The following is a 24536-nucleotide window of genomic DNA, read 5'->3' as shown; positions in this document are numbered from 1 at the left end:
ATACTGCGTCGGTGCGGGGACAGGGTCATGGGCGATCCTTTCGATGAGCGACGGCGATCAAGGAAACGGGACGCGGGTCGTGCGGGTGGGTTACTTGAGTCCTTGCAGCGAAAGCAGCAGCGGGTGCACGCCGGTCGCCGCGATCCGGCCGGAGGGTTCGCCGGCCGGGTCCGAGCAGAGCAGCACCGGGCCGTCGGCAGAGGAATCCGGCAGCCTGCCGTGCGAACCACGCACCCACCGGGGATCGGTCGGGACGACGTCCATCGCGTAACGCAGTCCGGCGAACTTCTTGCCCAGGTTGAGCCCGGCCCGCGCCTTGGCGAACCGGTCCTGGGGATCGAAGAACAGCTCGGCCGGGTCGTAGCCGGGCTTGCGGTGGATCTCGACGCCGCGGGCGAAGTCGGGTTTGCGCGCGTCGTCGAGCCAGTAGTAGTAAGTGAACCAGGAGTCGGGCTCGGCGACAGCGACGAGTTCACCGGCGCGCTCGTGGTCGATTCCGTACTTCGCCTGGGCTTCGCGGTCCAGTACCTCGTCCACTCCGGACAGTTCGTGCGCGATCGCGCGTACTCGATCCACATCGGACTCGTCGCGGACGTAGAGGTGCGCGACCTGGTGATCGGCGACGGCGAACGCGCGTGAGGCCCAGGGATCCAGGTACTCCATACCGGCCTGGGTGTAGACCTCCAGCAGTCCTTCCCGGCGCAGCGCCCGGTTGAGATCCACCGGCCGGTGCACGTCGGTGATGCCGTACTCGCTGAGCACGACCACCGTCGCGCCGGCGTTGCGGGCATCGTCCAGCAGTGGCGCGAGTGCCTTGTCCAGCTCCCGTGCGGCCTTTGCCGCCTGTGGTGCGTCGGGACCGAAGCGCTGCAGGTCGTAGTCCAGGTGCGGGACGTAGGTCAGCAGCAGATCCGGACGGCGCTCGCGCAGGATCTGCCGCGACGCGCCGATCACCCACTTGCTCGACTTGAGCGACGCGGTGGGGCCCCAGTACTGGAAAAGCGGGAACTCCCCGAGCTCGCCGGTGAGCCGGTCGTGCAGCTCGGGCGGGCGCACGTAGGCGTCCGGCGACTTGCGTCCGTCGGCGTGGTAGATCGGCCGCGGCGTCACCGTGACGTCGGTGGACATCCCCATCGCGTACCACCAGCAGACGTTCGCCGAGGTGTAGCCGGGGTGTGCGGCCCGCGCGGTCTCCCACAGCTTTTCGCCGCCGACGAGCCGGTTGTGCTGGCGCCACAGGAAGATCTCACCCAGCTCGCGGAAGTACCAGCCATTGCCCACGATGCCGTGCTGCGCGGGCAGCAACCCGGTGAGGAACGTCGACTGCGCACTGCAGGTGACCGCGGGCAGCACCGTGCCCAGTTCGGCCTGCCAGCCGTCGCGGGCGATCTCCGACAGCTTCGGCATGTGCCGCAGGGCCTTCGGGGTCAGTCCGACGACGTCGAGAACCACCAACGGCTTCACGCGGCGCTCCCTTCCCCGATCAGGTTCGCCTGTGCCCAGGCGAGTTCCGCGGCGATCCCGCCGACCAGGTCGCCCGCGCCCAGCAACACGCTCCAGGTGTAGGTCTCGACCTCGAGGTGCGGCCGGCCGGGCAGCCCGGCGGCCACCGTGCGCAGCACGTCCGTGGTCGTGGCCAGCGGCGCGGCCGGAGCCTGGTGCAGTGGCAGGTGGAAGTGCACCCGCCACGGCCCCTCTCCGGGCAGCTCCTCCCAGGCGCCGGGAAGATCGTCGGCCCGGTGCACCACCCCGACCGCGTCGAGTTCGCGAACCTGGTGCAGGTAACGGGGTTCGGCGAACGTCGCCAAGGCATCGCGCGCCTCGGCCGGCTTCGGCACGTGCAACGCCGCGGACGCCTGCACCTTGACGACGTCCACTTCGGACGCCGCGATGGCGGCCAGCGTTTCCGCCGGGTCGGCGAAGGAAACCGCGAGGTGGCAGGTGTCCAGGCACAGACCGACGTAGGCCGGATCGACCCGGCCGGACAGCCAGCCCAGCGCATCGTCCACGGTGTCGAGGACACATCCGGGTTCGGGCTCCACGGCCAGCCGGATCGGCCGGTCCCCGGCCGCGGCGAAGATCCGGATCACCCGAACGACCTGGTCGATCGCCTCCGACGCACACCGGTCGTCGTAGGCCGTCCACGGGTCACGCCAGCCCAGCGGAAGGGTGGAAATGCTGCCGTACGAAGCGTCTTCAGCCAGCAGATCGGCCAAGACGGTCACGCAGTCGATCGTGTAGGCCACCCGCTCGCGGTCCGTCCATCGGGGACGGTAGACCGCGTGCTTCACGACTTCGTCGTGAAAACCACCGTAGGGAAAGGCGTTCAGCGTGTAGACCGCCAGGCCGCGTGCGTCCAGCTCCGCACGCAACGCTTTGCGCGCAGCCACATCGTCGGCGAGCCCACGGGCGACCGGGGCGGAAAGCCACAGTCCGACACCGAGCCGGTCCGCGCCGAGCCGCTCACGCACCGGCAACGCGTACCGTTCCAGTTGCGCGACGATACCGGCGACGTCCTCCGCGGGATGCACGTTCGTGCAGTAGGAGATCATTTGCGGGCACCCCGCAGCACCGAGTTGCCGGCGAACTCCTGCGGCTCGCCGCTGAACCCGGGCAGTGGATCGAGCGTGAGCCGTCCGCTCTGGCCGTAGAACTCGACCGGGTTCTGCCACAGCACCCGGTCCACGTCGGCCTCGGTGAAGCCGTCGTCGAGCATTGCCTGCCCGGTTTTCGCGGTCTTCAGCGGATCCGAGCGGCCCCAGTCCGCGGCCGAGTTGACGATCATCTGCTCCAGGCCGTACTGACGCAGCAGCGCGACCATCCGGTGTTCGTCCATTTTGGTGTCCGGGTAGATGGAGAACCCCATCCAGGATCCGGAGTCCTTCACGAGCTTGACGGTGACCTCGTTGAGGTGGTCCACGGTCACCCGCTCCGGCGGGATCCCGGACTCCCGGACCACGTCGAGGGTCCGCTTGGTGCCTTCCAGCTTGTCCCGGTGCGGAGTGTGCACCAGCACCGGCAGCTCGTGCTCCACGGCCAGCTCCAGCTGCCGCGCGAAGACCTCGTCCTCCTCCCGGGTCATCGAGTCGTAGCCGACCTCGCCGACCGCGACCACCCCGTCCTTGGCCAGGTACCTCGGCAGCACCCCGAGTACTTCGCGGCAGCGGGGATCGTTGGCCTCCTTGGGGTTCAGCGCGATGGTGCAGTGGTGCCGGATGCCGAACTGGCCGGCACGGAAGCGTTCCCAGCCGATCAGCCCGTCGAAGTAGTCGGTGAACGAGCCGACCCCGGTGCGCGGTTGCCCGAGCCAGAACGCGGGTTCGACGAGCGCGCGGACACCCGCCGCGTACATCGCCTCGTAGTCGTCGGTGGTCCGGGACGTCATGTGGATGTGGGGATCGAAGATGCGCACCGCTGGTCACCTTCCTTGAGCAGGTCCAGAGCGTCGGCGGAGACAGTGCGACCGGCCGCCCGGCGTTCGTCGGCGAAATCGGCGAGCATCCGCAGCAGCTCGTCGTCCGCGCGAGTTTTCAGGTCCGCGACCGCGGCCAGCGGCACGCCGGTGAACACGCATTTCAGCACCCCGTGCCGCCAGGCGTGGTCGTCGAGGAACCGGGCGCCGAAGCTGCCCATCGCCGCCGCGACGAGCCGGGTGTCGTTGGCTCGCAGAGCGTCCCCGACCAGCTCCAGCCCGGCGCGGGTGACTTCGGCGCCAGGGGACTCCGTCGCGTTGAGCGCACGCAGAACCCCGCGCCGCTCGGCATCGTCGCCGTAGCGGTACAGGTCACGAAGCTCCGCGGCCAGCGCCGGGTCGTCGAGGACCTCGGCCAGCGCCGCGACCAGCCGGACCCGGACCCGGTCGTCGGCCGTGCCGTGCACGAGACCCTGCGGGTCGGTCGCCGGCTCCAGTGCGTCGCGTCCGGCCACCCGGCCGACCGCCGGGAAAAGCGTGCCGATGGCCGAAGGCTTCGCACGGATGCGGTGTTCCGCCTGCACCGGCCACGGCATCGCGGCGCTCAGCGCGGTGAACGCACGCCGGGCGGTGTCCGGCGCGGCGTGGCTGTGCCGGGGCAGCTCCACCGCGGCCAGCCCGGTGTAGCCGATGTCCGCCAGCGCCGCGAGCGTGCCCGCGAGATCCAGCTGTCCGTCGCCGAATTCCAGGTGCTCGTGGACGTTCGGCAGCATGTCGTCGAGCTGCACGTTCCACAGCAGCGGACCGGCGAGACGTACGCACTCCGCCGCGTCGGCCGGTTCCACGGCAACGCAGTGCCCGACGTCGAGGGTGACGCCGAACAGCTCCGGTTCACCGAGTTCCTTGCGCAGGTCCAGCACCTGGCTCAAGTGCCGCACGAGATGCCCGGGTTCGGGTTCCATGGCGAGCCGGACACCGTGTCGCTCCGCCTGCCCCAGCACCGCGGCGACCCCGGAGCGCAATCGGGACCACGCGAGGTCGTCTTCCACAGTGGACACACCGGACCAGAAGGAGACACAGTCGGCGCCGAGGTCCCCGGCGATCTCCAGCGCCTTGCTCAGGAACGCGATTCGCGGCGCCGGATCGTCGGACAGCAGGGTCGGCGAATGCTTGTGCCACGGATCCAGCAGGTACCGGGCACCGGTCTCGATCACCACCCGGTGCAGGCCGAGCGAGGAAAGCCGCGACGCGAGCCGACCGACCCGGCGGGGCAGCTCACCGGAGAACGGGTCGAGGTGGTCGTGGTCCAGCGTCAGCGCCACCCCGGTGTAGCCGAGGTCGGCGATGACCGCGAGCGCGTCGTCGAGCCGGTGGTTGGCGAACCCGTTGGTGCCGTAACCGAGGTGGAAGCTCATGTCGGGCTCACCTTCCTGGACAGTTTCCGGGCCAGCGGGAGGGCGGCGCTCACGAGTGCGGCGCCCAGCACCGTGTGCTTGGCCGCGACAGCCGCCTGCAGGGGGACCATGCCGTGGATGCCGGTCACCGTCGCCGTGCGCACAGCCGGCGCCGACGGATCACGGACCGCGGCCGCCTGTGCCCGCCCGACCAGGCCGGCGTACCCCGAGGCAGCCGTCATCGAGACGAGCCGGCGCCAGCCGCCACGAGCAGGTCCGGTCAATGCCAACGTTGTCGCCGCACAGCTGGTAGCCAGGGCAACACGGGCAGTCGTCGCGTCAGCGCCGTGTACCTCCCCTGTCGACAGCGCGGTGACGCCGAGGGTATGCACGCCGACCGCCGCCGCGGCTCCGGCCGCTTTACCGGGCTGGTCACCGGCGCCGAGCAGCACGTCGAGGGTGCGGCAGACCGCCATCGCGACCGGTCCGGCCGGCGTCGGCTTGAACACGGTGTCGTAGGCCCACACCGCCGCGGCCAGCGGAACCGCCACCTGTACCGTCTTCCGGCCGCCACCGAGCGCGGCGAGGCCGAGCCCGGCAGCGGTCAGCGCGGTCCCGGTGGCCAGCGCGGAACCGGCGCTCACCCGCCCGGACGGAATGGGCCGCTCCGGACGTTCCACCGCGTCGAGCTTCCGGTCCGCCCAGTCGTTGAGCGCCATCCCGGCCCAGTAGAAGGCGGCCGAGGACAACGGCAGCAGCAACCGTCGTCCGGTCATCCGCAGACCCGCCGCGGCCGATCCGGCGACCGGGTCACCGAGCGCGGTCAGCGCGGCCGGCGCCCGCACCAGCTCCACGTAGGCCTTCACAGCGACCCGGCCCAGGAGAGCAGGCGCGCGGTCTGCTCGGCGAACCGGTGCTCGTCACTGCCGAGCGGGTCCTTGAAGAAGAACCCGAGCTCGGTCAGGGCACCACGCGCTCCCGCGGCGTGCGCGGCCGCCACCAGCCGGGCCAGGTCCAGCACGAGCGGCGCGGCGAGCGCGGAGTCGTAGCCGGTCCAGGTGAACTGCAGATTCATCCGTGCGCCGAGGAATCCCTCGAAGGACACGTGATCCCAGGCGGTCTTGACCTCGCCGAGGTCGGGCACGTTGTCGATGTGCAGGGGCGCGGTGACGTCGTCGCCGAGCAACGCCGCGAGTCCACGCGCTTTGGACTCCAGCTTGCTGGCCACTGTCACCGGATCCGCCAGCGTCTCGCCGTCCCCGCCACCCAGCAGGTTGGTGCCCGCCCACGACCGCACCTTCAGCGCCCGCGCGCCGAACATCGGGGCCAGCACCGTGCGCAGCAACGTCTCCCCGGTCTTGCCGTCGCACCCCGCGTACGGCAGGCCTTCCCGCTCGGCGAGCTGCTGCAACGCCGGCAACGTGACGCCCGCGGACGGCGTGAACTCGACATACGGACAGCCCGCCCGCAAAGCCGCGTACGCCGCCAGCGAACTGGGCGGCAGCACCGCCCGTGCGGGGTCGGCCAGCGCCGTTTCGAGCGCACCGAGGTCGTCGTGCTCCGGCAAACGCGGGCACGGGGCCTCGGTGGAGGAGACGTTGACCACCACGACGCGGGCGAGACCGTTCCGCTCGGCGAAGTCCCGGATGTCGGCGGAAAGCCGTTCGGCGGCCGGGGCCTGCGCGCCGGTATGCGCCGCGGGATGGTAGCCGTCACGGATTTCGGCGTCCACTTCGGACAGTCCGGAGCGGACGGCGGCGAAGACCGACTGCCCGAACACCCCGGCGTGCGCCAGCTGCTCGGCCCGCTTCTCCAGCGGGGTGTGCACCACGTCGTGCCCGCCGAGCACGAGGTCGTCCCAGCCGGGCAGGCCGGCACCGGCGAACGCGGGCAGCTCGGTGACACAGCCGGTCGGCCCGGCGATCCGGGCCCGCAGGGCGAGCAGCCCCACCGCCGCGGTCGTGGCGACCGACCCCCGGGCTCCGATCAACCAGAGGCCAGTGCGTTGCTGAGCGGGCATGTGTCCACCTTTCGGCCGGATTCGCTGGTCAGTTGTGCCGGTCGGCGACACCGGCCGGCACCGCGGTCCACCCGGCTTCGCCGGCCGCGCTGCGCTCGACGGCGTCGAGGACCCGCTGGACCCGCAGACCGTCCTCGAAGGACGGTTCCGGGTCCCTGCCGTCGCCGATCGCGGTGAGCAGATCGGCGACCTCGTGGGTGAAGGTGTGTTCGTAGCCGAGCAGATGGCCGGGCGGCCACCACGCCCCGACGTAGGGGTGCCCGGGTTCGGTGACCAGGATCCGGCGGAACCCGGCCTCGGTCGCCGGGTCCTCGCCGGCGAACCAGGACAGCTCGTTCATCGACTCGAAGTCGAACGCCAGGCTCGCCTTCGACCCGTTGACCTCCAGCCGCATCGAGTTCTTGCGGCCCAGCGCGTACCGGGTGGCCTCGAAGCTCGCCACGCCACCGCCGGAAAGCCGGCCGAGGAACAACGCGGCGTCGTCGACGGTCACCTGCCCGGTGCCACCGTTGCCGTCCGGACGTTCCTTGACGAAGGTGTCGGTCAGCGCGGAGACCCCGGTGACGGTCTCGCCGGTGACGAACTGGGCGGCGTCGACGATGTGCGCGCCGAGGTCGCCCAACGCCCCCGAGCCCGCCTTGTCCTTGTGCAGCCGCCAGGTCATCGGCGAGGCAGGATCCGACAGCCAGTCCTGCAGATACACCGTCCGCACGTGCCGGATCTCGCCGAGCGCTCCGTTCGCGACCAGGTTCCGGGCGTGCGCGAGCGCGGGCACCCGGCGGTAGTTGAACGCCACCATGGACCGGACGCCGTTCTCCCGCGCCTTCTCCGCCGCACGCGCCATCGCCTCGGCTTCGGCGAGACTGTTGGCCAGCGGCTTCTCACACAGGACGTGCTTGCCGGCTTCGAGCGCGGCGATCGCGATCTCCGCGTGGTGCTCACCCGGGGTGCAGATGTCGACCAGGTCGACGTCGTCGCGGGCGATCAGCGCCCGCCAGTCCGTTTCGGTTTCCGCCCAGCCGAACCGCTCGGCGGCGGCCTTGGTCCGAGCCTCGTCCCGTCCGCCGAGCACGGCGAGTCTCGGGATCAGCGGCGGGGTGAAGAACCGGTGGACACTGCGCCAGGCATGCGAATGCACCGCACCCATGAACGCATGGCCCACCATGCCGATCCCGATGGTTTCCCTTGCCGTGCTCATACCCCTCCTCGTTCGGTGTACTGATCCCGTGGTCCCGGCGGTCAGGAGTCGAAGCCGACGTCCAGGTACTGGGCGACGTTCTCCTTGGTGACCACCGCGGAGTACGTGGTGATCTCGGCCGGGATCTCGTGCTCGGCGAAGTCGCCGACCCCCTTTTCCTGCCCCAGCAGCCGGGCCAGCGAGATCGCGGTGGACGCCATCGACGGGCTGTAGAGCACGGTCGCCTTGAGCGGCCCGGAGTCGGCCTTGATCAGGTCCATCGCGTTGCGCGAGCCGGCGCCGCCGACCATCAGGAACTCCTTGCGGCCGGCGTTGTCGATCGCGGCCACCACGCCGACACCCTGGTCGTCGTCGTGGTTCCACAGCGCGTCCAGCTTGGCCGCCGACTGCAGCAGGTTGGAGGTCTGCTGCTCGCCGGACTCCGGCGTGAACTGGGCGGACACCCGTGGCCCGACAGCGAAACCGTGCCGCGCCAGTGCGTCCTTGAAGCCCTTGCTGCGTTCCTGCGTCAGCGGCAGCGAATCGATGCCGGCCACCTCGCCGATCACCGGGTTGGCCACGTTCTTCGCCTTCAGCTGCGCGGCGATGTAGTCACCGGCGTTGACGCCCATCCGGTAGTTGTCGCCGCCGATCCAGGTGCGGTAGGCGAGCGGGGTGTCGAAGACCCGGTCCAGGTTGATCACCGGGATCCCGGCGTCCATCGCCTGCTGGCCGGTGGCGGTCAGCGCCTTGCCGTCGAAGGGCAGGATCACCAGCACGTCCACCTTGGCGTTGATCAGCGTCTCCACCTGGGAAATCTGCTGGTTCACGTCGTTGGTGCCCTCGGTGGCGTCCAGCTTGACCTCACTGAACTTCTCCGCCTGCGCACGGGCGTTCTTGGTCATCGCGGCCATCCAGCCGTGGTCCGCGGCGGGCGCGGAGAAGCCGATGTTGACCGGCTTTCCCGGCTTGGTGTCGCTGCCGGCGTTGGCCACGTTGGCACTGGCGTCGCTCGCCGGTGCCTCGTTCGAGGTGCACGCGCTCAGCAGCACCCCTGCCCCGGCGGCGGCGCCCCCGAGCAGGAATCTGCGACGGTGCAAAGAGTGTTCGGTCATGACGGCTCTCCATCCACGGTGACTACGAACTCGTCCTGGTCTTCTTGCGGGAGCGGAACTGCAGCAGCGCGGCCAGCACGATGATCACGCCCTTGGCGATGTTCTGGATGTCGGTGTCCAGGTTGTTGAGCGTGAAGATGTTGGACAGCACGGTGAAGATCAGCACGCCGATCAACGTGCCGGACAGCGAGCCGCGGCCACCGGTGAGCAGGGTCCCGCCGATCACCACGGCGGCGATCGCGTCGAGTTCGTAGAGCATGCCGTTGGTCGAGGCGCCCGCGGTGGTGCGGGCGACGACCATCAGCGCGGCGATCCCGCAGCACAGCCCGGCGACGGCGTAGACGAGTGCGGTGTGCCGCTTGACGTTGATGCCCGCCAGCCGCGACGCCTCGGCGTTGCCGCCGACCGCGAACGTGCGGCGGCCGAAGGTGGTCCGGTTCAGCAGCACCCAGCCGACCACGAACACCAGCGCGAACATCCAGATCAGCACCGGGATGCCGAGCAGGTCGCCGCGGAAGAAGTCGAGGAAGCCGGCATCGGAGACGACCTGGGTGCGGCGGCCGCTGATCCGCTCGGCGAGCCCGCGTGCCGCGACGTACATCGCCAGCGTCGCGATGAACGGCACCACTTTCCCGTAGGCGACGAGCACCCCGTTGATCAGCCCGCAGACGGCGCCGACCACGAGCCCGCACACGACCATCACGAACGGGCCGTAGGACTGGGTCGCCAGCGTGGTCAGCCAGACACTGGACAGCGCGACGATGGACCCGACCGAGAGATCGATGCCACCGGCGATGATCACGAACGTCACGCCGACGCTGACCACGCCGATCGCCGCGGCCAGCCGCAGGATGGTCGAGAGGTTGCCCTCGGTGAAGAACTGGTCGGGCCGGGTGAGCTGGCCGATCACGCACAGCAGCACCAGCACCCCGACCAGTCCGAGCAGCCGCGGGTCGGCGGTGAACCGGAACCGCTTCTGCTTGGCGTCCTCCTGGTGCGGCGCGGGTTCGGCCATCTTCGCCGGACGCACCGACTCGGCTTGGTCAGTCACGCCGCGCTCCCTTCGAGAATCACGTCGAGCACCTGTCCCTCGGTCAGTTCCGCGGCCGGCCGGTCGGCCAGCACCCGTCCTTCACGCAGCACCAGCACCCGGTCGGACAGGCCGAGCACCTCCGGGATCTCGCTGGAGACCAGCACGATCGCCACCCCGGTCGCGGCGAGTTCGGCGATCAGCCGGTACAGCTCGGCCCGTGCGCCGACGTCGACCCCGCGGGTCGGTTCGTCCAGCAGCAGCACACGGCAGCCGCGCACCAGCCAGCGGGCCAGCACTGCCTTCTGCTGGTTGCCGCCGGAGAGCGTGCGGACGATCCGCCGCGGGTCGGCGGGCCGGAGATCGAGGCGCCGCAGGCTTTCCCCGGCGTCGCCGATTTCCCGGCCCTGCTCGGTGAACCCGAACCGCGCGTACTTGCCGAGGCTGGCCAGGGTCACGTTGTGCACGACCGGCGCGTCCAGCAGCAGGCCCTGGCTCTTGCGTTCCTCCGGCGCCAGGCCGATCCCGGCCTTCACCGCCGCGGAGACACTGCCGGGACGGACCGGTTTCCCGTCGACCGCGACCGTGCCGGCATCGGGTTTGCGTGCGCCGAAGACCGTCTCCAGCAGCTCGCTGCGTCCGGAGCCGACCAGGCCCGCGATCCCGACGACCTCGCCGGCGTGCACGGTGAAACTCACGTCCTCGAACTCGCCCGCGGTGCTCAGCCCCCGCACTTCGAGCACCTTCGTGCCGTGGTCGACGTGGTCCTCGTGCCGCGGGCCGAAGACGGTTTCGACCTTGCGCCCGGCCATCAGCGCGACCAGGTCGGCGGTCGGGGTTTCCTTCGCGTCGAGCCCGGTGGCGACGGTCTTGCCGTCCTTGAGCACGGTGACGCGATGGCCGATCCGGCGCAGTTCCTCGAGCCGGTGGGAGATGTAGACGATCGCCACGCCCTCGGCGGTCAGCTCGCCGACGATGCGGAACAGGTTGTCGACCTCTTCCCCTGCCAGCGCCGCGGTCGGTTCGTCCATCACCAGCAGCTTCGCGTCGTAGGCCAGTGCCCGCGCCATCGAGACCAGCTGCTGGCCCGCCGCGGGCAGCCGGCCCACCTCGGTCGACGGGGTGATCTCGGGGTGGCCGAGCCGGGCCATCAGCGCGGCGGCCCTGCTCCGGGCCTCGCCGACCCGGGTGAAGCCGAACCTGGCGCGTTCGCGGCCGAGGAAGATGTTGTCCGCCACGGAAAGCCCGGGCACCAGGTCGAGTTCCTGGTACATGGTGGCGATGCCGATCCGCAGCGCGGCCACCGGCGACGGCAGCGTCACCGGCGCGTCCTGCCAGCTGATCTCGCCCTCGTCCGGACGGTGCGCTCCGGCGAGCGTCTTGATCAAGGTGGACTTGCCCGCGCCGTTCTGCCCGAGCAGACAGTGCACCTCGCCGGGTTCGACGTCGAAGTCGACCCCGTCGAGAGCGCGGACGCCGGGGAAGGTCTTCACGATCCCGCGGACGGAAAGCAAGGTCATGCCGGTGCCTCCGCAGTGTTCTCCAGGATTTCGGGGACGAGCGTGGGGTCGGCGAAAAGGCGTTCGAGGGCCAGGTGCGCCGCGCCCCGAAGGGCGGCGGCCGTGCCGAGCGCGGAAACCTCGATGCGGCAGACCGACTCCTGTCCGAGGATGCGCGCGGACAGCTCGTGCCGGACCGGTTCGACCAGCCACTCGCCGAGTTCGGCGAACCAGCCACCGAGGACGACCGCGTCCGGGTCGAGCACATCGACCACAGTGGACACTGCCACGCCGAGCGCGATCCCGAGCTCCGCGACAGCCGCCACCGCGCGCTGGTCGCCGGCCCGTACACGATGTTTGAGCAACGTCACCCGGCCTTCGATCCCGAGCGCCGGATCGTGCAACGGGTCCCCCGGCGCGGCGGCGTTGCGCAGCACGGCATTCAGCCCGGCCTTGGTCTCCAGGCACCCGGGCCGTCCGCACGAACACTGCTCGCCGGACGGGTCGACCGTGAGGTGTCCGACCTCGCCGGCGAAACCCCGTGCGCCGCGTAGGATGGTGCCGCCGACGACGAGTCCGCCGCCGACGCCCATACCGCCGCTGAGGTAGAAGAGTTCGCGCACCCCGATACCGGCGCCCGAGACCGCTTCGCCGATCGCGCCGAGGTTGGCTTCGTTGTCGACCGTGATGGCGTCGGCGGGCAACCCGAGCCGCGCGGCGAGCAGGTCGGCGATCTCCGCGTCACGCCAGCGCAGCGCGGGCGCGAACCGCAGCACCGAGGCCGCCGGATCGACCAGCCCGGGCACCGAAACCGTGACCCCGACCGGACGGTCCGCGCGCACCACCTCTCCGGCGAGAAGGGCGAGTTCGTCCATGCTGCGGGGCAATCCGAGCGAGGCGACGTCGGCGGTCTCGGAACGCTCCGCGATGACCCGGCCGCCGAGGTCCGTCGCCACCGCGGCGAACCCGTCGGCCTCGACGGCGAGCGCCAGCCCGTACGCGCTGTCCCCGGCGAGCTCGACCAGCCGGCTGGGCCGTCCGTTGCCCGCGTTCAGCATCCCCGCGGGCCGGACGAGCCCACGCTCGGACAGCTCGGTGAGCAGTCCGGACACGGTGGCCTTGGTCAGCTCGCACCGAGCCGCGAGCTGCGTACGGGAAAGCGGCCCGGCACGCAACGCCCGCAGCAGCGCGGCGAGGTTCGCCGTGCGTGGTCCGACCGGGTCCGGGAACCCGGGTTCAGTCACGGCCACACTGCCCTCACTCATCCGTCGACGATCGGCGACTTTGTCACTCAGAAAGCGAAAGTAGGGAGACCAGCGTCACTCGTCAAGGTGACAACAAGCCAGAAATGGCGGCGTTCACCCGAATAGACGTTCGTTTCTGATCTTACTTTTGTACTTGTCGTGCAAAAGTGTGTTCGATCTTAGCATTACCGTCCGGACTCGATCGATTGCGGAACGTGCCGAAAGACTCGCGGCAGCCTGCGGTCGAAGGCGGTGGCGGAGTCGGGTGCGAGACGCGGAAGCAGCCGACGAAGCAAGCAGCAACCGCAGCGTGCGGCAGCCGCCGACCGGTACCCGGCGCAGCGATCGACAAGCCGCGCCAACAGCCACCGCCAGGCATCGCCAGGCATCGCCAGGCATCGCCAGGCATCGCCAGCAGCCGATCGGCAGCCCGAGACCGACAGGCAGGAGACCGGCAGCCGTCAGCTGGTCAGGGTGAAGGCCCGGTCCGTGGCCGACCAGGCCGCGCCGATGACGCCGGCCGTGTCGCCCAGTTCGGAGAGCACGATCGGCAGGTTGCCGGTCGCCAGCGGGAGCGAACGACGGTAGACCGAGCTGCGGATTTCGGCCAGCAGCGAGTGGCCCAGCTGGGCCACCCCGCCGCCGATGACGACCATGCCGGGGTTCACGAAGCTGACCAGCGAGGCGACGACCTGGCCGAGCCGCCGTCCGCCGTCGCGGATCAGGTTGACTGCGCCGAAATCGCCGGCGGCGGCGGCACGGCCGACGTCCTGCGCGGTGATCGCCCCGCGGTCGGCGACGACGTCGGCGAGAAAACCCGAGCGGCCGCTGCGTGCGAGCGTCAGGCCGTCGCGGGCCAGCGCCGCGCCGCCGAAGTACGCCTCGAGACAGCCGGTCTCTCCGCAGACGCAGGTCGGCCCGTAGTCGTCGAGCCGGATGTGCCCGATGTCGCCCGCCGTGCCGGCGACTCCGCGGTAGACCTTGCCGCCGAGCACGATGCCGCAGCCGATGCCGGTACCGATCTTGACGAACACCAGGTCGTCGGTGGAGCGGGCGACCCCGGCGTGCCGTTCGCCGAGTGCCATCGCGTTCACGTCGTTGTCCACGGTGATCGGGCAGCCCAGCAGCCCGCCCAGGTGGTCGCGGACCGAGAACCGGTCCCAGCCGGGCATGATCGGCGGCGCGACCGCCATGCCCTCGGCGAAGCTCACCGGCCCTGGCAGCCCGATGCCCGCGGCGATCAACCGGCCGGGAGCCTCGTCACGGATCGTCTCCGCCAGCTCGCCGACCCGCTTGAGCACCACATGCGGCCCCTGCCGCACGTCGCATCCCTCGACGGTGTGCGCCAGCACCTCGCACGAGCCGTCGGTGAGCGCGACCCCGACCGACGTGGCGCCGACGTCGACCGCCAGCACACGGAGGTCACCGGCCAGCCGCACCAGGGTCGACCGCCGGCCACCCCGGCTCGCCGACGGGCCCGCCGTCTCCACGAGCCCGACCTCGGCCAGCCGCGCGACCTCGGCACCCACGCGGGCCCGCGGCAGGTCCAGCCGCTCCCCCAGTTCGACCCGGGACATCGGTCCCTCGTCGCGCAACTGGGTGAGCAGCCGGGTCTGGTGCCGCGTTTCGACCATCGGAGGTTCCGCGGTGGATGCCGTGCTCATTCATCCGAGCCTACGGCGTCCCGCCCCGGCGCTCGACGAGACGCGGGCCCCGGCTACCGGGCGAAGGTCGGCTCCGGCGGATCGGTGGACAGCGCGTCCTGGTTGAACGTGACCGCGACGCCGTGTCCCCGCAGCCGGGAAGCACGCTGGTCCAGCTTCCAGCCGTCGATGCGCACCCCGACGCTCCCGATGCGGGCCTCCAGCGGTACCCGCACAGTGCGCGATTCACCCGGTGCCAGATTCAGGTAGTTGTCGCTGAACGTCGCGGGCAGCACACGTTCACCGGTTCGCGTGTCATACAGTTGCAGATGCAGCATCAAGGCCATGGATTCGCCGATGTTGGCCACGTCCACCGCCACTTCACGACCGCGCCGCACGCTGGCGACAGCGGAAATCGCGGCCGGATCGATTTCGTCCAGCCCGGCGAACCCGCCGGCACGGGAAGGGTTCTCGAGCCAGTAGAAATTGCGAACCAGCTCTTTACCGTGCGAATCGGTGAAGACGAGCCGTGCGAAGGCGATATCAGACGGCGCGGTTTTCAGCTGTGCGGCGACGTTGCCCGATACGGTGTGCCCGGCAGCCGACGCTTCCGGCACCCGCAAGGTGTTGCTGGAGAAGGGTTTTCCGTCCAGGTCGAAGAGCGTGACGGCGATCGTGCCCCGTAGCGGTGCCCGGGTGTGGTTGGCCACCACGACATCGAAGGTCGCGGCATCGAGTATCACGTTGACCCGCCGACATGCGTGCTGCACCGCGTAGAAGGACGAATGCGCTTCCAGGTCATGACTGTACATCTGCCAGACGAAACTGGGCTGCGCGGGATTCGTCATCCACATGATCACGCCGGTGCGCGGATACGGCTTTCCGGCCGAGGCACCCACCATGCGCGCGGCATGCGATTCGAAGATGGATTTGATGCACTCGTAATTCATCAGCTGCGATTTGCGGGCGAAGTCGGCGAGATTGCGCACTTCGCCGTACCGCTGCGCGGTGAGGTCGAGGTAGCCCGCGCCGCCGTCGTTGCCCCCGTTGCCGTTGACGTCGCGGTCGGCCCAGAAGTCGTCCGGATGCTCCCACGACGATTCGGGGAGCATTTTCCGGATGAACTCCAGCGTCGGGATCGAGTACGAGCCGACCTCGTTGTGGAACGGCGGCCAGTGCGTCCCGTCGTTGGTGCCGAAATGCGTGGCCGGGGTGACCCAGTGGTACGGGCCGCCCGAGGTGTAGCCCGCGATCACGTTCTTTCCGGTGTCGTAGGCGGAACTGGTCAGCACAGCGCGTTTCGGATCCAGTTCCGCGGCCAGCGCGTCCAGGCCGTCGATCAGCTCCTGCGGTGGCGGGCCTTCGTTGCCGCCGCACCACAGCAGGATCGACGGGTGGTTGCGGAACCGCACGATGCATTCGCGGATGTTGGCCAGGTCCCGTGTCGTGTTCTCCGGTCCGGGGCCCTCGGTCGAACTGAAGAAGTCCTGCCAGACGAGGATGCCGTTCTCGTCGCAGGCCTCGAAGAAGTCCTCGCTGCTGCTCTGGCCGTTCCAGTTCCGGATCAGGTTGAGGTTGGCCTCCCGGTGCAGCCGCACCTGGTCGACGAGGCGTTCGCGGGGACTGCGCTTGAGCGCCTCGTCCAGCCCCCAGTTCCCGCCCATCACCAGGATCGGCTGGTTGTTCACGGTGATCGACAGGCAGTCGGCCGGATCGCCGGACGGCGACTCCAGCCGCTGGGTGTACTCGATCCGCCGGACCCCGAAGTCCACCGTCCGCTCGTCGCTGACCTGCCCGCCGGATTCGGCGGCGACCGTGAGCCGGTAGCGGTACGGGTCGCCGTATCCGTTGGGCCACCACAGTTCCGGCCGGTCGAGCCGCAGCTCGGGGACGTCGTCGGCGGTCAGCGTGATCGTCCCGGTTCCGGCCGGCACCGAGACCGTGCGGGTGAACTCGCGTCCGGCCAGCGTCCCCCGCAGCACCATTTTCCGGGCGGATCCGGACGCGTTGTCCAGGGTGAGACCGAGCGATACGTCCGCGGTGCGCAGATCCGCCGACAGCGTCGGGTCGACGTGCACGTCGGCCAGCCGGACCGGGCCGGTGGTGGACCACGTGACCGGCCGCCAGATGCCCAGGTCCCGGTCCGGGATTGTGGGCAGCCAGTCCCAGCCCGCGGTGCAGAAGAACGTCGGCCCGTTCTTGAGGGTGACGCCGGTCGGGCCGCCGTTGCGCCCGCCACGCGTGACGCCGCTGGCGTAGCTCGGCTTCAGCGGGCCTTCGGAGTAGTCCAGCTTGCCGATCAGCACCGCGAGGGCGGCCTTGCCGTGCGCCTTCGCGACGATGTCGGTGACGTCGAAGTCGCCACGCGTGAACGCGCCCTCGATGGTGCCCACTTCGCTGCCGTTGAGCCAGATCGTTGCCAGGTAGTTGATGCCGTCGAAGTGCAGCCAGAACCGCTGGCCCGGGATCAGCCGCGGCACGTCGAACGCGACGCGGTACCAGTAGCCGGTGTCCTTCAGGGTGTCCGGGACCGTGTCGGTGACGATGTGGCGGTACACCGGATCCGGGTACTCGCCGGCCGCGGTCATGCTCGTGAGCGGGGTTCCCGGAACGACGGCCGGTTTCAGCCCGGCGGCGAGCCGGTCGCCGGACAGCGCCGCGCCACCGGCCATCGGGCCACCGGACAACGCCGTGCCGCCGGCCGCGGCGTAGGACCAGCCACTCGCGATTTCCGTACCACCGGCGCAGAGCGACCGGCCGGCCGCGGCTGTGCTCGAAACAGTTGTGCCCGATGCGGACGCGGTGCCGGAAAGCCCGAAGGCCCCGAGCGCACCACCTCCGGCGATCGCGATGCCGCCGGACAGGAACCGTCTGCGGTTCACCTGGGTCACCGTCACCCCCGAGCTGGTTCTGACAACGTTGTCACCACCCGCGGGCATCCCGCGGCGGCGCATCACTCTCGCACGCCGGGCCCGGATCCCACCAGCCCGCTGTTAACCTCGCGACGTGCAGCTCCAGCTCCGCCCCGCCACCGAGGACGACGTCGACGCGCTGCTCTCGATCCTCAACACGGCGATCCCCTGGCTCACTGAGCGCGGCCTGGATCAGTGGTACGGAGTGCCGTGGCGCGCCGAGGAACTCACCCCCGGAATCGCCGCGGGGATCGTGCACCTCGTGAGCGACGGGGCCACCCCCGTCGCGACGATGACCCTCAACCCCGACGCCGACCCGGCATTCTGGCAACCGGCCGACGAGCCGCGGTGCGCGCTGTACCTCACCCACTTCGGTGTGGACCGCTCTCGCGGCGGACAGGGCATCGGAACGTGGATGATCGATCAGGCAGCACATCGGGCCGCCGGCGACGGCAAGCAGTGGTTACGTTTGGACGCTTGGAAAAGCAACACCGCCTTGCACGCCTACTACCGACGCCAGGGCTTCCGCCACCTCCGCACGGTCGACGTCCCCGGCCGCGGCACCGGCGCCCTGTTCCAGCGCCCGACGGACTGAACCCACCCGAACGCCACGCCGCCGCGTCCACTGTGGACGTCGGCGGCCCAGTGCCGAGTCCGGACTGGTATTCGCCGCCGCTGTCCGCTAGCGTATATCGCTACAAGGCGTAGCGTATTCGGAGGAGCTGCCGTGGCCGGTCGTCCACGAGATCCCGATCTCGAGAAACGGTTGCTCGCGGCCGCCTGGGCGCGGCTGGCGGACGAGGGGTACGACTCGCTGAGCCTGGCGCGGGTGGCGGCCGACGCGGGCGCCCACCGGACCGACGTCTACCGGCGGTGGCCTGCCAAGGCCCGGCTCGTGACCGCGGCGCTCGCCGAGCATCTGCCGCCGATCCCCGACGTCGACACCGGTTCGCTGTACTCCGATCTGCGTGCCTGCCTCGACGGGCTGGCGGCCGCCTGGTCCGCCCCGTGGATCGACGGCCTGATCGGCCTGCTCGCCGACCTGCGCCACGATTCCGTTGCCGCGGAAGCCTTCCACGAGATGGCGCAACGCCGTGGCCGTCCGATGTGGACGGCGATCACGCGTGCCGTGGAGCGCGGCGAGATCGCCGGGACACCCGAGCGGCCGCTGGCCGCGGATCTGCTGGAAGGACCCTTGATGCACCGTCAGATGCTGACGCGACAGCCGATCACCTCCGAGGACCTCGACCTGATCGCCCAGTCCGTGCACCGGCTGCTCACCGGAACGCTGGTGACCGGATGAGCGAGCTGCACGAGCTGTCCGCCGGGCAGCAGCTGCGAGCCCTGCGCGCCCGCGAAGTCTCCTCGGCCGAGCTGACCCGGCACTACCTGAGTCGCATCGATCGGCTCGGCGGCGAACTCGGCGCGTTCGTCACGGTCACGCACGAGCGAGCACTCGAAGCAGCCACCGAGGCCGACGAACGGTTGTCGCGCGGTGCACAGGCGCCCCTGCTCGGCCTCCCGATCGGCATCAAGGACCTGCACGCGACCGCCGGGATTCCCACCAGCTCGGGCTCGGCCGCGCTGGCCGGCCACGTCCCGGCGGACGACGCCTGGACGGTGGGCCTGCTCCGGAAGGCCGGCGCGGTCGTGGCCGGCAAGACGAACGCGCCCGAGTTCGGCGCGACCTGTTACACCGAAAACGACGTGACACCGCGGCCGGCGGTCACGCCGTACGCACCGGGCCGCTATTCGAGTGGTTCCAGTGGCGGCGCGGCCTCCGCGGTCGCGGCCGGGCTCCTGCCGGTGGCCCACGCCAGCGACGGCGCGGGCTCGACCCGGACCCCGGCGTCGACCTGCCATCTCGTGGGGGTGAAGCCGAGCAGGGGTCTGGTGAGCCTGGCCCCGGCGACGGGATTCTTCAGCACCGGCATCGAAGGCCCGATCGCCCGTACGGTGGGGGACGCCGCGCTGCTCCTCGACGTCATGGCCCGGCCGTGGCCCGGCGACCTGTACGGCTGGCGACCCGAGACCAGCTTCACCGCCGCCGTCGACCAGCGCCCGGAGCGTCCGTTGAAGATCGCGATGTGGAGCGCGACGGGATTCGACGGGGAAGAGCCCCATCCGGAAGCGGTGCGGGCAGTGCAGCGCACCGCGGCCGTACTCACCGGACTCGGGCACGACGTACGGGAAATCGCGATCCCGGCCGCGTACGAAGACCCAGTGCTGCAAGCGATCGAGCGCTGGTTCGGGTTCGCGATCGCCACCGGGGTGCCGGCAGCCGTTCCCGTGGAACGACGAGAGCTGCTCACGCCCTACACCCGGCATCTTCTCGCGCTCGGCGAAAGCCTCTCCGGCGTCGATGCGATGCTGACCCAGACGATTCTCGCCCGCTACGCCAGCACGTTCCTCGCCGCACTCGACGAGTTCGACGTCGCCTTGACCCCCACCACCAACGGTCCCGCCGTCCCGTTGGGACATTTCCTCGAGCGTGGTGTCGAATCCGTGGCGCGCCGGATGCTGGCCTGGTCGTGCTACACCCCGTGGGCCAATCTCACCGGCTCGCCGGCGATCACGCTTCCGGCGCATCTGGACGATGAGGGCGTGCCTGTCGGCGTGCAGCTCGCGGGCCGTCCCCGCCGCGACGCCGAGCTGCTCGCGCTCAGCGCGCAGCTCGAAGAGGCGAAGCTCTGGGACGAAGTCCATCCACCCTGCTGGAACCGCTGAAAGGGCCGAGACCATGGCAGTACTGAATCCGGGCGACGGCCTGACCGAGCGGATCGTCGCCCTCCCCGGCGGACGCCGAATTCGCACCATCGTGGCAGGCGAGGGACCCGGCCCGTTGGTCGTCTTCGAGGCCGGGATGAGTGCGCCCGCCGCCGAGTGGGTCCACACGCAGCGGGAGGTCAGCGCGCGGGCACGCACACTCAGCTACGACCGCGCCGGCTACGGTGGCAGCGACCCCGATCCCGCGGCCCGTTCCCTGGAGCGCATTGTCGAAGACTTGGCCGCACTGCTCGACGCCGTAGGCGAAACCGCGCCGGTCGTGCTCGCCGGGCACAGCTGGGGCGGGCCGATCATCCGGCTGTTCGCCGAGCGTTATCCGGAACGCGTCGCCGGGCTCGTCTTCGTCGACTCCACGCTGGCCGAGCTGATGTCGCCCCGGCAGGTCCGGATCCTCGCGGTCGTGTTCCGCGTCATGGCCGTCCTGGCCAGGATCGGCGCGACCGGACCGATCGAGCGCTTCACCTTTCCCCGCGGCTTCGCCCCGGAAATCGGCGAACCCGATCGGGCGATCATGCTGCGGGACCACGCGTCCGTGCGGGCCATGCGGGCCGGGATCCGGGAGTCGACACAGATCATGTCCGCGATCCCGGTCATGCGCCGTCTGCAGGACGCGGGAACACCCGACGTGCCCACCGTCTGCCTGCAGGGTGGCCGGGTGGACCGTGGGATGGCGAAGATGCGGCCACTGTTCAACCGGACCGCGGACGAGCTGATGTCCGCTGCGAAGCAGGGCCGGATGGTCGTGGTCGAGGACGCCGGCCACCTCATCCCGCAGGAGTCGCCCGCCATCGTGCGCGAGACGATTTTCGAGGTGCTCGACGCGGCCGGCTGAGCCGAGCTGGACCGGCTCCAGGTTTACGCTGAAGTCCATGCGATTCGCCATCAAGACTTCGCCGCAGGACACCGTCTGGGCGGACATGCTTTCGGTCTGGCAGGCCGCCGACGAGATCGAGCTGTTCGAGTCCGCGTGGACGTTCGACCACTTCTACCCCATTTTCTCGGACCCGACCGGCCCGTGCCTGGAAGGCTGGGTCACGCTCACCGCGCTCGCCCAGGCCACCCGGCGGCTGCGGCTCGGCACGCTGGTCAGCGGAATCCACTACCGGCACCCGGCACTGCTCGCGAACATGGCCGCGACGCTCGACATCGTCTCCGGCGGGCGGCTGGAGATCGGGATCGGCGCCGGCTGGAACGAGGAGGAATCCGGTGCCTACGGGCTGCGGCTCGGCCCGGTCAAGGAGCGCAGTGACCGGTTCGAGGAGGCCTGCGAGGTGCTCGTCGGGCTGCTGACCCGGGAGACCACCACCTTCCAGGGCGAGTACTACCAGCTGACCGACGCGCGCTGCGAACCGAAGGCGCTCCAGACCCCGCATCCGCCGCTGTGCATCGGCGGCAGCGGCGAGAAGCGCACCCTGCGCACCACCGCGAAGTACGCCCAGCACTGGAATTTCGTCGGTGGCACGCCGGAGGAGTTCGCCCGCAAGCGCGACGTGCTGCACCGGCACTGCGCCGATGTCGGCCGCGATCCGGCCGAGATCACGTTGTCGGCACACGTGCGGCTCTCCCCCGAGGCCGACTACGCGAAGGTCGCCGCGGAGGCCGAAGCACTCGGCGAAGCGGGCCTGGACCTGGCGATCGTCTACCTCCCGCCGCCGCACACGCCGGCCGTGCTGGAGCCGCTGGCCAAGGCACTCGAACCGCTGCGCTGAGCACCGGCGCGCAGCTGGAGGTCGCCGGGTCGTGCGGCCGGGACGGTACCCCGGCGACCTCCGCGGAAACACCGACCCCTGGCGATCCGGTCCGGCGGCGAGGCTTCCGCGCTGGCCGCACTTCCCCACATGCGTCGCCGTGCAGCGGACCAGGAAGCCGGCCGCGGCGGCAATCCCCGATTCCCGTCACCGTGGCGTCAGCACGATCCGGCCGAACACCTCGCCGTCGGCCATTTTCCGGTGCGCTGCAACGGCTTCGTGCAGTGGCAGCACCTCGTGCACCACCGCCTGCAGTGCACCACGGGCAGCGGCCTCGAACTGTCCGGCCCGCACCACTCGTTGCTCGGTCCCGGGCACGGTGGCCGCGCTGAACGTGGCGAACGACAGCGACCTCTGGAACGCAGCCATCAGTTTCGTGCCGAAGTCCGCCGGTGGCCGGCCGGCGACCGCGCCGACCACCACGAGCCGTCCGTTCGGGTTGAGCCGGTCGAAGAACACCGGCAGACCGGGCCCCGCCACCACGTCGATGATGACGTCGTACCCGGTGCCGCGTTCGCCGTCCCGGCCGAGAACCCGGCTCGCCCTCAGCTCCCGCAACCGCGCACCACGTTCGGCCGACGACGTGGTGACCGCCACCGCCCCCGCCCCGCCGCGGGCGGCGAGCTGCACCGTCATGATCCCGAGGCTGCCCGACGCACCGCGCACCAGGACCGACTCGCCGGGTGTGAGACGGCCCGCGACCTCGCTGCCGGGGACGAACCCTTCGGTGAAGCCGTACGACGCGAGCGCGCCGCTCCGGATCACCGCGTCGACCCCGCCGACGCCGATCGCCTCGGCGGCGACGAGCAGAGGCCCGCGTTCCGAAAGTCCTTGCGGTCCTGTCGTCTTGCCGGAATGAAGACGTCCGCGCCGGCCCGTCGGGAGGGTCCGCGCCATCACTCCGCACGGGCGAGAACAGCCTCAGCGCGCAGGACCACCGGCCGGTCGACCATCTGGCCCTCGTACACCGCGACCGACCCTTCCGACGCCGCGGCGAGCACTCCCCGGGCCCACTCCACGTCCGCGGCCGAGGGTGCGAAACCGCGGCGCACCGCCTCGACCTGACGGGGATGGATGCACAACTTCGCGGTAAAGCCCAGAAGTACTGCTTCGGCGATGTCCGCCGACAGGGCGGCCGCGTCGTCCACCGCGGTGGTCACCCCGTCGATCGGTCCCGGCCGTCCCGCGGCGGCCGCGGCCAGCACCACCGCGGAGCGCGCGTGCCGCAGCGCCTCGTGCGAGCGGTGGTCGACTCCGAGCTGTGCGGCCAGGTCCACGCTGCCGAACGCCGGCCGGACCACTGCCGGCGCCGCACACACGGAGTTCGCCCGGGCGATGCCCAACGCGGTTTCCAGCAGCGGGATGACCGGTACGCCCTGCGGAAGCGCGGACGGGTCCTCGGCTTTGGGAACCATCACCGCCACGGCTTGTGAGCCGACCGCGGTGACGTCGTCCGCGAACCACGGCGTGCCGGGAGCGTTGACCCGCACGATCGCCGGGTGCCCCTCGGCCAGCCACGCGCGCACGTGCTCGCGTGCCTCCGCCTTGTGCCCGGCACCGACGGCGTCCTCGAGATCGAGCACCACCCCGTCGGCGCCGCCGGCTTCGGCCTTGGCGAACCGGTCCGGCCGGTCCCCGGGCACGAACAGCAGCGAACGCGCTGCCTCGAGGTTCACGAGCCCGCCCTCCGCATCTCGGCGGTCGCCGTGCGGCGGCCGTAGCGGTCCCGCACCCCAGCGGTGACCAGGTTGCCTTCGGCGACGGCCCGCACCACCATGCCCTGGTCGTCGAACAACGGCGAGACCAGACGGTAGTCGAACAGCACGTCGCCTGTGCAGCCGCGGGCACGGGCGGCCTCGGCCATCGCGAGCGCTTGCAGAGGACCGTGCGTCAGCAGGCCCGGGTAGCCCTCGACGGCGCGCGCGTAGTCGCGGTCGTAATGAATGCGGTGGGCGTTGTAGGTCAGCGCGGAGAAGCGGAACAACAGAGCCGGCGTCACCTCGATCGGCCACTCGTCGTCCGCCGCGGGGACCACCGGCCCGGCGTCCGGCACTGTCACCGCGCCGGACGCGTCGCGGTACACGATGTCCTGGCGTTCCTCGACGACGAGCCGCCCGCCCTGTCGGATCCGATGCCCCACCGACACGAACGTCAGCGGTCCGGATCGGCCGTGCTTCTCCTGTACGGAAAGCACTTCCGCGGTCCGCGTCGCGGGCTCGCCGCACCGCAGCGGCCCGCGGGTGCGGACCTGGCCACCCGCCCACATCCGCCGCCTGCCGGGGCCGGGTGGTTCGGGCAGCACGCCCCGCTCGGCGTGCCCGTCCGGACCGAGGTCTGCCTGCGCCGGCCGGTCGAGCAGGTAGATCCAATGCCACAGCGGCGGCAGGCCTTCCTGGCCGAGGTCGGGCACCGGCACGTCCAGCAACGCACCCAACGCCTGCGCGGGGCCGGACACCAGCAGCTCGGTGCGTTCAAGCACGCCTTCGCCTCCCTTCGCTGCGGACCGACCGTACGATCATGCTGCCACGCGCGGCCGGCGAACGGCGTGTCCTGGC

The 24536-nt window shown here is 70.6% G+C and carries 21 protein-coding genes; 5 read left to right on the top strand and 16 right to left on the bottom strand.

The genetic code is table 11. The features are described 5' to 3' along the window. Window positions 1-90: 90 nt before the first annotated feature. The 13 genes from BJY18_RS32350 to BJY18_RS32290 form a co-directional block, all read right to left on the bottom strand. Window positions 91-1464, bottom strand: coding sequence for an alkaline phosphatase family protein (locus BJY18_RS32350; protein WP_184783657.1), 1374 nt, complete (start codon window positions 1462-1464; stop codon window positions 91-93). After that, entirely contained in the window at window positions 1461-2552 is a 1092-nt protein-coding gene (eboE, locus tag BJY18_RS32345) for a metabolite traffic protein EboE (RefSeq protein WP_184783656.1), read from the bottom strand. The genes BJY18_RS32350 and eboE overlap by 4 nt, the downstream gene beginning before the upstream one ends. Then, entirely contained in the window at window positions 2549-3412 is an 864-nt protein-coding gene (locus tag BJY18_RS32340; RefSeq protein ID WP_184783655.1) for a TatD family hydrolase, read from the bottom strand. Before BJY18_RS32340 ends, eboE begins: the two co-directional genes overlap by 4 nt. Continuing rightward, a complete protein-coding gene (locus tag BJY18_RS32335; protein WP_184783654.1) occupies window positions 3382-4827 on the bottom strand; it encodes an EboA domain-containing protein in 1446 nt (481 codons plus the stop codon). Before BJY18_RS32335 ends, BJY18_RS32340 begins: the two co-directional genes overlap by 31 nt. Continuing rightward, complete coding sequence (locus BJY18_RS32330) at window positions 4824-5672, bottom strand: SCO3242 family prenyltransferase (protein WP_184783653.1); 849 nt, start codon at window positions 5670-5672, stop codon at window positions 4824-4826. Before BJY18_RS32330 ends, BJY18_RS32335 begins: the two co-directional genes overlap by 4 nt. Further along, complete coding sequence (locus BJY18_RS32325) at window positions 5669-6826, bottom strand: inositol-3-phosphate synthase (protein WP_184783652.1); 1158 nt, start codon at window positions 6824-6826, stop codon at window positions 5669-5671. Before BJY18_RS32325 ends, BJY18_RS32330 begins: the two co-directional genes overlap by 4 nt. 28 nt (window positions 6827-6854) lie before the next feature. After that, complete coding sequence (locus tag BJY18_RS32320; protein WP_184783651.1) at window positions 6855-8024, bottom strand: Gfo/Idh/MocA family protein; 1170 nt, start codon at window positions 8022-8024, stop codon at window positions 6855-6857. Between the two features lie 41 nt (window positions 8025-8065). Beyond that, entirely contained in the window at window positions 8066-9118 is a 1053-nt protein-coding gene (locus BJY18_RS32315) for a substrate-binding domain-containing protein (protein WP_184783650.1), read from the bottom strand. A gap of 22 nt (window positions 9119-9140) precedes the next feature. Next, window positions 9141-10133 (bottom strand): ABC transporter permease, encoded by a 993-nt coding sequence (locus tag BJY18_RS32310; RefSeq protein WP_184784983.1) that lies wholly within the window; start codon window positions 10131-10133, stop codon window positions 9141-9143. A 32-nt stretch (window positions 10134-10165) separates the two neighbouring features. Further along, the gene (locus BJY18_RS32305; protein ID WP_184783649.1) at window positions 10166-11668 is read right to left on the bottom strand and encodes a sugar ABC transporter ATP-binding protein; all 1503 of its coding nucleotides are present in this window, start codon (window positions 11666-11668) and stop codon (window positions 10166-10168) included. Next, window positions 11665-12912, bottom strand: coding sequence for an ROK family transcriptional regulator (locus tag BJY18_RS32300; RefSeq protein ID WP_221458058.1), 1248 nt, complete (start codon window positions 12910-12912; stop codon window positions 11665-11667). The genes BJY18_RS32305 and BJY18_RS32300 overlap by 4 nt, the downstream gene beginning before the upstream one ends. Before the next feature lie 440 nt (window positions 12913-13352). Continuing rightward, window positions 13353-14555 (bottom strand): ROK family transcriptional regulator, encoded by a 1203-nt coding sequence (locus BJY18_RS32295; protein ID WP_184783648.1) that lies wholly within the window; start codon window positions 14553-14555, stop codon window positions 13353-13355. Between the two features lie 53 nt (window positions 14556-14608). After that, complete coding sequence (locus BJY18_RS32290) at window positions 14609-17416, bottom strand: glycoside hydrolase family 2 protein (RefSeq protein WP_312874035.1); 2808 nt, start codon at window positions 17414-17416, stop codon at window positions 14609-14611. 124 nt (window positions 17417-17540) lie between these two features. Here BJY18_RS32290 and BJY18_RS37180 point away from each other — a divergent pair, with 124 nt between their 5' ends. The 5 genes from BJY18_RS37180 to BJY18_RS32265 all read left to right on the top strand — a co-directional run bounded on the left by BJY18_RS37180 (window position 17541) and on the right by BJY18_RS32265 (window position 21942). After that, entirely contained in the window at window positions 17541-18041 is a 501-nt protein-coding gene (locus BJY18_RS37180) for a GNAT family N-acetyltransferase (RefSeq protein WP_184783646.1), read from the top strand. 132 nt (window positions 18042-18173) lie between these two features. Continuing rightward, window positions 18174-18749 carry a TetR-like C-terminal domain-containing protein gene (locus BJY18_RS32280; protein ID WP_184783645.1) on the top strand — a complete coding sequence of 192 codons (576 nt, stop codon included), beginning with the start codon at window positions 18174-18176 and terminating at the stop codon, window positions 18747-18749. Beyond that, a complete protein-coding gene (locus BJY18_RS32275; protein ID WP_184783644.1) occupies window positions 18746-20173 on the top strand; it encodes an amidase in 1428 nt (475 codons plus the stop codon). The genes BJY18_RS32280 and BJY18_RS32275 overlap by 4 nt, the downstream gene beginning before the upstream one ends. A 13-nt stretch (window positions 20174-20186) precedes the next feature. Beyond that, on the top strand, window positions 20187-21065 hold the full coding sequence (locus tag BJY18_RS32270; protein WP_184783643.1) for an alpha/beta fold hydrolase: 879 nt from the start codon (window positions 20187-20189) through the stop codon (window positions 21063-21065). Between the two features lie 37 nt (window positions 21066-21102). After that, window positions 21103-21942 carry an LLM class F420-dependent oxidoreductase gene (locus BJY18_RS32265; protein ID WP_184783642.1) on the top strand — a complete coding sequence of 280 codons (840 nt, stop codon included), beginning with the start codon at window positions 21103-21105 and terminating at the stop codon, window positions 21940-21942. Window positions 21943-22128: 186 nt separating this feature from the next. Here BJY18_RS32265 and BJY18_RS32260 read toward each other — a convergent pair whose 3' ends face one another. From BJY18_RS32260 to BJY18_RS32250, 3 genes are read right to left on the bottom strand one after another with little or no spacing between them, the layout of a single operon-like run. Beyond that, the gene (locus BJY18_RS32260; RefSeq protein ID WP_184783641.1) at window positions 22129-22878 is read right to left on the bottom strand and encodes a zinc-binding dehydrogenase; all 750 of its coding nucleotides are present in this window, start codon (window positions 22876-22878) and stop codon (window positions 22129-22131) included. Further along, on the bottom strand, window positions 22878-23657 hold the full coding sequence (locus tag BJY18_RS32255; RefSeq protein ID WP_184783640.1) for an HpcH/HpaI aldolase/citrate lyase family protein: 780 nt from the start codon (window positions 23655-23657) through the stop codon (window positions 22878-22880). Before BJY18_RS32255 ends, BJY18_RS32260 begins: the two co-directional genes overlap by 1 nt. After that, window positions 23654-24460: an HTD2 family dehydratase gene (locus BJY18_RS32250; protein ID WP_184783639.1), complete on the bottom strand. Its 807-nt coding sequence runs from the start codon at window positions 24458-24460 to the stop codon at window positions 23654-23656. Before BJY18_RS32250 ends, BJY18_RS32255 begins: the two co-directional genes overlap by 4 nt. Between the last annotated feature and the right edge of the window lie 76 nt (window positions 24461-24536).

The organism is Amycolatopsis jiangsuensis, from assembly GCF_014204865.1.
Taxonomy (GTDB): domain Bacteria; phylum Actinomycetota; class Actinomycetes; order Mycobacteriales; family Pseudonocardiaceae; genus Amycolatopsis; species Amycolatopsis jiangsuensis.
The sequence above is the reverse complement of the archived record's forward strand: the minus strand, read 5'-3'. Positions and strand labels throughout refer to the sequence as shown.

What these genes read in the sequence shown, in the direction of transcription:
- BJY18_RS32305 (WP_184783649.1), bottom strand. Translation starts at nt 11,668, where the DNA reads ATGACCTTGCTTTCCGTCCGCGGGATCGTGAAGACCTTCCCCGGCGTC.
- BJY18_RS32270 (WP_184783643.1), top strand. Translation starts at nt 20,187, where the DNA reads ATGGCAGTACTGAATCCGGGCGACGGCCTGACCGAGCGGATCGTCGCC.
- BJY18_RS32260 (WP_184783641.1), bottom strand. Translation starts at nt 22,878, where the DNA reads ATGGCGCGGACCCTCCCGACGGGCCGGCGCGGACGTCTTCATTCCGGC.
- BJY18_RS32310 (WP_184784983.1), bottom strand. Translation starts at nt 10,133, where the DNA reads ATGGCCGAACCCGCGCCGCACCAGGAGGACGCCAAGCAGAAGCGGTTC.
- BJY18_RS32275 (WP_184783644.1), top strand. Translation starts at nt 18,746, where the DNA reads ATGAGCGAGCTGCACGAGCTGTCCGCCGGGCAGCAGCTGCGAGCCCTG.
- BJY18_RS32300 (WP_221458058.1), bottom strand. Translation starts at nt 12,912, where the DNA reads ATGAGTGAGGGCAGTGTGGCCGTGACTGAACCCGGGTTCCCGGACCCG.
- BJY18_RS32320 (WP_184783651.1), bottom strand. Translation starts at nt 8,024, where the DNA reads ATGAGCACGGCAAGGGAAACCATCGGGATCGGCATGGTGGGCCATGCG.
- BJY18_RS32315 (WP_184783650.1), bottom strand. Translation starts at nt 9,118, where the DNA reads ATGACCGAACACTCTTTGCACCGTCGCAGATTCCTGCTCGGGGGCGCC.
- BJY18_RS32325 (WP_184783652.1), bottom strand. Translation starts at nt 6,826, where the DNA reads ATGCCCGCTCAGCAACGCACTGGCCTCTGGTTGATCGGAGCCCGGGGG.
- BJY18_RS32265 (WP_184783642.1), top strand. Translation starts at nt 21,103, where the DNA reads ATGCGATTCGCCATCAAGACTTCGCCGCAGGACACCGTCTGGGCGGAC.
- BJY18_RS32335 (WP_184783654.1), bottom strand. Translation starts at nt 4,827, where the DNA reads ATGAGCTTCCACCTCGGTTACGGCACCAACGGGTTCGCCAACCACCGG.
- eboE (WP_184783656.1), bottom strand. Translation starts at nt 2,552, where the DNA reads ATGATCTCCTACTGCACGAACGTGCATCCCGCGGAGGACGTCGCCGGT.
- BJY18_RS32295 (WP_184783648.1), bottom strand. Translation starts at nt 14,555, where the DNA reads ATGAGCACGGCATCCACCGCGGAACCTCCGATGGTCGAAACGCGGCAC.